We start from the raw sequence: 5876 nt of genomic DNA, 5'->3' as shown, positions 1-5876 counted from the left end.
GAGGTTGTTAATCCCAACATTTAACTCCATCAGAAAGTTTACGTGAACCTTAAAAGAATAAGTTGATTTTATATTTAATAATTCATACGAATCACTGTACAAACTATTGGCATCGTTTAAAGGAATTTCCCCAACGCTATTATACAAAACCGCCAAACTCAAACCTTTTGAACTCAATATATTTAAACCGGCACTCCACTTGTATTTTGGGGTTCCTGTGAGTTGGTTTCCTGAAAAATCTTCTTCATCATCAATAAATTCTTTAAATTTGAAATGATTGATGTTTCCTGAAATAAAGGGGTTGAATTGAATTCCGGATGAAGTGTAATACTTGTAGTTTATCAAAAATTCAACACCTTGGTGCGAGCTTTCGCCTGCATTGATTCCCACATATTGATCTTCAGCAACCCTGCGGGCAACCAATAAATTTTTAATTTGCGTCGAAAACACATTGATTTCTGTATAAAGCGCATTTCTAAACCAGTTAAACTTAATTCCTGCTTCATAATTGATTCCTTTTTCAGGTAATAAATTGGTGTTTATTTGTCCTTCTGGGGTCAATGTTTCTGCTACAGTGGGAACAGAATAGCCACTGCTCACCGATGCATATATATTTTTTCCACGAGCTAGTTTATAGGAAACTCCAACTCTGGGTGTCCAGATATTCCCAAAGGTGTAGCTTTGTTTTTCAGGATTTTGGGATTGTTGAAAAACATCCTGCAAAGTATATCTGGTTTCGTTGAACGAAACCCCTTTTTCTAATAAAAGTCGCTCTGAAAGCCGGGTTTCCATTTGTAAAAATAAAGTAGCATTGGTGCGCTTTTGTTTTATATTACTAAACTCTTCACCTTCTACACTTCCTTCACCTGTAACAGACTGGTATAAGTTTTCTAATAGTGAAAATGAGTACTTTTCATTCAAATACTCACTACCTAAACTCGCTTCAAATGGAAACGAAAACAATTGATTTTTATAATTTATTTTAACTCTAAAACCCAACCCAGATGAAGTGTCATCCAATATATCAAAGGGCCTGGGTTCATAAGCGTCTTTGCTGTTTAAAAACAAACTGGATTGAATGTTCCATTTTTCTGAAAGTCGAAACGTATGTGCAATTCCCATTAAGAGTTTGTCATAAGACTCATAACCTTGTGCTGCTGCCCAGTTTGCTGCTGCAGCCTCTGGTTGGTCAGTAAAGTCCTCAAGATTCAATGAGCTTGCTATAAATGCCTTTAAACGCGTAAAAACCCCTAAATAGGTCAAGCTGTGTTTCGTTCCAAAATCATAGCTGGCCTGAATGTGAAAAGATTTTCGTTTATAGGCACTGTTTTGTCTAAACCCCTCTGATTGGAGATTGCTGTAATTTGTAAAAACACTTCCCTTGTTTAACCCAATTCCGGCCGAATAATTTTGTTTAACCAATTCAAAGCTTCCTACTGTTACTCCAGCTTTTGCAAAAGAGGTAGTATCAGCAACTAATTTCCCAAAAAGTGTGATCACACCCCCTAACCCAGAACCATAGGTTGTTGAATTGGGCCCTTTTATGATCTCAATTTTACCAAGCGTTTCCAGGTCAATATCCTCAATTACCGTCTCGCCTTCAGCATTTGTCAATGGTATTTCCTCAAAATAGGCTTTTACTTTGTTTGTGCTATACTGAGAGCGTGACCCAATGCCTCTAATGGTAATTCGGTTTGTATTTAAAGCACCTTGTTCCATTAAAACGCCCGGAGTTTTATTAAGAAGTGGCGTTAGAATTACACCATCGGTTTGTTGTAGTTCACTTTCAGATAAAATAGAAACTGCCATCGCAGTTTCCTGAAGTTTTTTAGTAATGTGTGTACTCAAAATCAATACTTCAGAAAGCGAAGTGGTATCCTTTACTGATTGGGAATACATAATTACGGGAAAACAAAACAAAAAAAGTGTTTTAATTACCCATTTTTTTTCTGTGAAAAGTAGAACCATTTAAATATTTTGTACGCTTAATTTACCAGGATAAAAAGTATAAAAAAACCCCGATAGTTTTATCGGGGTTTTTAAGAAAATAAAGTTAAAAATTACTTCTTTACAACTTTTTGAGTCAATGTTCCTTCATTGGTTTCAACAGTCAATAGATAAACACCTCTGCTTAAATTTGAAACATCAATGGAACCATTAGAGTAAGATACTCCAGTGTTTTTTCCTAAGATATCGTATAAAGTCACACCAGTTACTTGGATGTAAGAAGGTACTTTTACATTCAACACATCAATAGCAGGAGTTGGATAAACAGCAACATAATCAGATAAATTATCGCCAATTGAAAGAGGCACCTCTTCTCCTATAACATTCATAACATAAGAATCAGGAAAACCTCCTACATCAGCAGGAGTTGTTGGAAAGTTAATTCCACAATCTGCAGACTGAAGGTAACAAGGTGCGTTTTCACCTGCTGTGTTGTAACCTGGAAAAAATCTAACATCAGTAGCAGCACCACCATCTGGTGAGTTTACTTCAAAAGCAATGATAGATCCAGCAGGGATTGTTGCTGAAAGTGACTCCGTTACTAAAGATAAATCATTGGCAGGGTCAGAATTGTGTGTAGTTGAAGCAATCAATTCAAATTCTGTTGCCAAAAATAAATCCTCACTATCAACAACATAAATGTTTAAGGTTAGAACATTGTTAGCATCGGCTGTACCTTGGCCCCACTGAACTTCGGAAATTTCAAAATCTCCGGTTACACCAAAATCTGCAAGATCATAAGATCTCCAGAAAGAATTGTTTCTGTACTCAAAACTTACATTGTCCCAACAAGCAACTCCTCCATCAGTAACAGCTGCTGGGTCAATCGATTGGGTCAAAGTAATTTGTGCATTAGTGGCAAAACTGAAAAGAACAGCTGCCAACAAAAAAGTAATTTTTTTCATAATTTTAAGTTTTATTTAAATTAGTAAGGAAACAAATATATACTTTTATTTCTTTTACCTAAAACCCTATTAAGATTAATTTATGTTAAAATATTACTCCTCCCTATTGATTTTGTTAGTAGTTGCTTGTAGCGAAACGAATACCACTCCTGAAAAAAAGATTGATTTTAATGACAATAAAACCAATACCTATCAAGAAGTAATAGCATTCTATAAGCAGCTTTCTGAAAGCAACCCCACCATCAAAGTAATGAAAGCAGGGGTAACAGATGCCGGTTTGCCTTTACATATGGTTGTTTATAACAAGGATTCTCATTTTGATTTTGAAAAAATAAATAAAGAGAAGGCAGTACTTTTCATTAATAATGGCATTCACCCGGGTGAACCCGATGGTATTGATGCTTCTATGAAACTCTTTTCTGAATTGGTATCAGGAGTTGTAAATGCTCCGGAAAACACGGTTATTGTTTGCATACCGGTTTACAATATTGGAGGAGCTTTAAATCGAAATAGCTCCAGCAGAGCCAATCAAAATGGTCCTGAAGAATATGGCTTTCGCGGAAATGCCCGCAACTATGACCTTAACAGAGATTTTATTAAAAGTGATTCTAAAAACGCACGCGCTTTTGCAGCGTTGTTTCACAAAACCAATCCCGATGTATTCATCGATACTCACGTGAGCAATGGCGCAGACTATCAATACACACTCACACATTTGTTCACACAACACAATAAACTGGGTGGTGAGTTAGGCAATTATTTACAGCAAACTTTCATACCTGAATTTGAACAAAACTTGTTAAACAAAGAATGGAAAATCACTCCCTACGTTAATGTTTTCAATCGCCCGCCCGATGCCGGTTTTTCTCAGTTTTTTGACAGTCCAAGATACTCAACAGGATATACCGCCCTGTTCAATACTCTGGGAATGATGATTGAAACACATATGTTAAAACCCTACAAAAACAGGGTTGAAGGCACTTATGAAATTCTCAAAACGATGCTTGAATTAACCGATGAAAATTACATAAAAATCAAAGAATTAAGGGCTAAAGCCTATAAAAATTACATGCCGGGAAGCAGCTACCCAATTGGTTGGCAAATTGACAGCACACAAGTTAGCTCACTCAATTTTAAAGGTTTTGAGGCAACCTATAAAACCAGTGATGTAACCGGTCAAAACAGACTGTTTTATGACCGCGAAAAGCCGTTTACAAAGCAAGTGGATTATTACAATTATTTCAAACCTACAATTGAAGTTAAAATCCCGGTTGCATACGTAATTCCAAAAGGCTGGTGGAATGTAATTGACCTTTTAAAAATTAATCAAATAGAACTCACTGAACTAAAAAAAGACACAACAATTACAGCAGAAGTCTACAGTATCGAAGATTACAAAACCCGAACTACCCCCTACGAAGGCCATTATCTTCACTATGAAACAGTAATTTCAAAAAAAATGGAACAAATCACTGTTCAGAAAGGCGATTTATTGGTTTTCAGCAATCAACCCGGCATTCGTTATCTCATCGAAACGCTGGAACCTGAAGCAACAGATTCATTTTTCAACTGGAATTTTTTTGACACTATTTTACAAAAAAAAGAAGGGTTTTCTCCTTATGTTTTTGAAGAAGTCGCTTTAGAGCTTTTAAACAATAATATAGATTTGAGACAAGAATTTGAAACCAAAAAGAATGAAGATGAAAGCTTCAAAAACAATTGGTATGCACAACTAAACTGGCTTTATAAAAGATCTAAGCACTATGAGAAAGCACATTTAAGATACCCTATTTTAAGGGTTTTGGATTAATCTCCTGAAAAAACAATTCTCTAATATTTGCATAAGATTTATGGAGTGCTTTGGCGGTTTTTTTAGGGTTTTTCCACGCTACTTTTTTTATACCTTCACTCTTTTGGGGCTTGAGTTTACCGTTGAAATTGGTTTTCATTTCAAACCAGTAAGTTTCTTTCAATTTTAGCTTGTTGTTTCGCTTAAAGAAATGATAGGTAATTTGAAGCGGTTTTATAATTTCCAGATTTTCCACACCTGTTTCTTCTTCAGTTTCTCTTATGGCAGCCTGCTCGATAGTTTCCATGTTTTCCACACGCCCTTTGGGTAAATCCCATTTTCCGTTTCGTTTGATAAACAAAATTTCATCCTGATTATTTTTAACAAGTCCGCCTGCAGCAACCACCACCGGTATCATTTTCTTAAATTTTTGGATAATAAGTTCCCCATTAGGGTAAAAAAGAAATACCTGCGGCCATTTATTTTTTGTGACTTTCTTTACAACTGTTTCCAAATCAGCTTCCTTGAGTGGAATGCATTTGGCATCTTTTTGATAAACCATCTCACTCGTGAGATAAATAGGTCTATCATTCACAAAAACTTTATACATTTGCAGTATGATTTTGAATAAAGAAACGGCACAAAAAACAGCCGACTTACTATTGCAAATTAATGCAATTAAATTACAACCACAAAACCCTTTTTTATGGGCATCAGGTTGGAGGTCTCCCATCTATTGTGACAACAGGATAATTTTATCACATCCTCCCATCAGAAATTACGTGAGAGAGCAAATTTCCCGACAAATTGAGGAGCTGTATGGTAAGCCGGATGTCATAGCGGGAGTGGCTACTGGCGCCATTGGAATTGGAATGCTCGTCGCAGATTATTTAAACCTGCCGTTTGTATATGTTCGCCCTGAACCCAAAGGCCACGGACGAAAAAATCAGATTGAAGGACAGGTATCAAAACATCAAAGTGTCGTGGTGGTAGAAGATTTGATAAGCACAGGTAAAAGCAGTTTAAATGCCGTAAAAGCACTTAAAGAAGCTGAACTGAATATCAAGGGTATGGTTGCAATTTTTACCTATGGTTTTGATATTGCAGAAGAAAATTTTAAACAGGAAAAAATAAGCTTACACACTTTGAGTGATTATACCAGCTTACTTTCTGAA

At 36.0% G+C, this 5876-nt stretch carries 5 protein-coding genes; 2 read left to right on the top strand and 3 right to left on the bottom strand.

The features are described from left to right. Positions 1-1899, bottom strand: a 1899-nt coding sequence (locus tag AACY61_RS07570; protein WP_339610975.1) for a TonB-dependent receptor, incomplete at its 3' end; no start/stop codon positions are given. A 161-nt stretch (positions 1900-2060) separates the two neighbouring features. Then, entirely contained in the window at positions 2061-2912 is an 852-nt protein-coding gene (locus AACY61_RS07565; RefSeq protein WP_339610974.1) for a T9SS type A sorting domain-containing protein, read from the bottom strand. An 82-nt stretch (positions 2913-2994) separates the two neighbouring features. Between AACY61_RS07565 and AACY61_RS07560 the strand changes: the two genes are divergently transcribed. Further along, positions 2995-4722, top strand: coding sequence for a M14 family metallopeptidase (locus AACY61_RS07560; protein WP_339610973.1), 1728 nt, complete (start codon positions 2995-2997; stop codon positions 4720-4722). On the opposite strand, the gene AACY61_RS07555 is transcribed toward AACY61_RS07560, so the two are convergent. Next, positions 4700-5311, bottom strand: coding sequence for an NUDIX hydrolase (locus AACY61_RS07555; protein ID WP_339610972.1), 612 nt, complete (start codon positions 5309-5311; stop codon positions 4700-4702). The genes AACY61_RS07560 and AACY61_RS07555 overlap by 23 nt on opposite strands. A gap of 7 nt (positions 5312-5318) precedes the next feature. On the opposite strand from AACY61_RS07555, the gene pyrE reads away from it, so the two are divergent. After that, on the top strand, positions 5319-5876 hold a 558-nt coding region (gene pyrE, locus AACY61_RS07550; RefSeq protein WP_339610971.1), incomplete at its 3' end, for an orotate phosphoribosyltransferase.

Source organism: uncultured Planktosalinus sp., from assembly GCF_963973675.1.
Taxonomy (GTDB): domain Bacteria; phylum Bacteroidota; class Bacteroidia; order Flavobacteriales; family Flavobacteriaceae; genus Planktosalinus.
This window is presented reverse-complemented; position numbering and strand designations above follow the sequence as displayed.

Excerpts from the sequence above, each read along its gene's own strand:
- AACY61_RS07565 (WP_339610974.1), bottom strand. The coding sequence starts at position 2,912 with ATGAAAAAAATTACTTTTTTGTTGGCAGCTGTTCTTTTCAGTTTTGCC.
- AACY61_RS07560 (WP_339610973.1), top strand. The coding sequence starts at position 2,995 with ATGTTAAAATATTACTCCTCCCTATTGATTTTGTTAGTAGTTGCTTGT.
- AACY61_RS07555 (WP_339610972.1), bottom strand. The coding sequence starts at position 5,311 with ATGTATAAAGTTTTTGTGAATGATAGACCTATTTATCTCACGAGTGAG.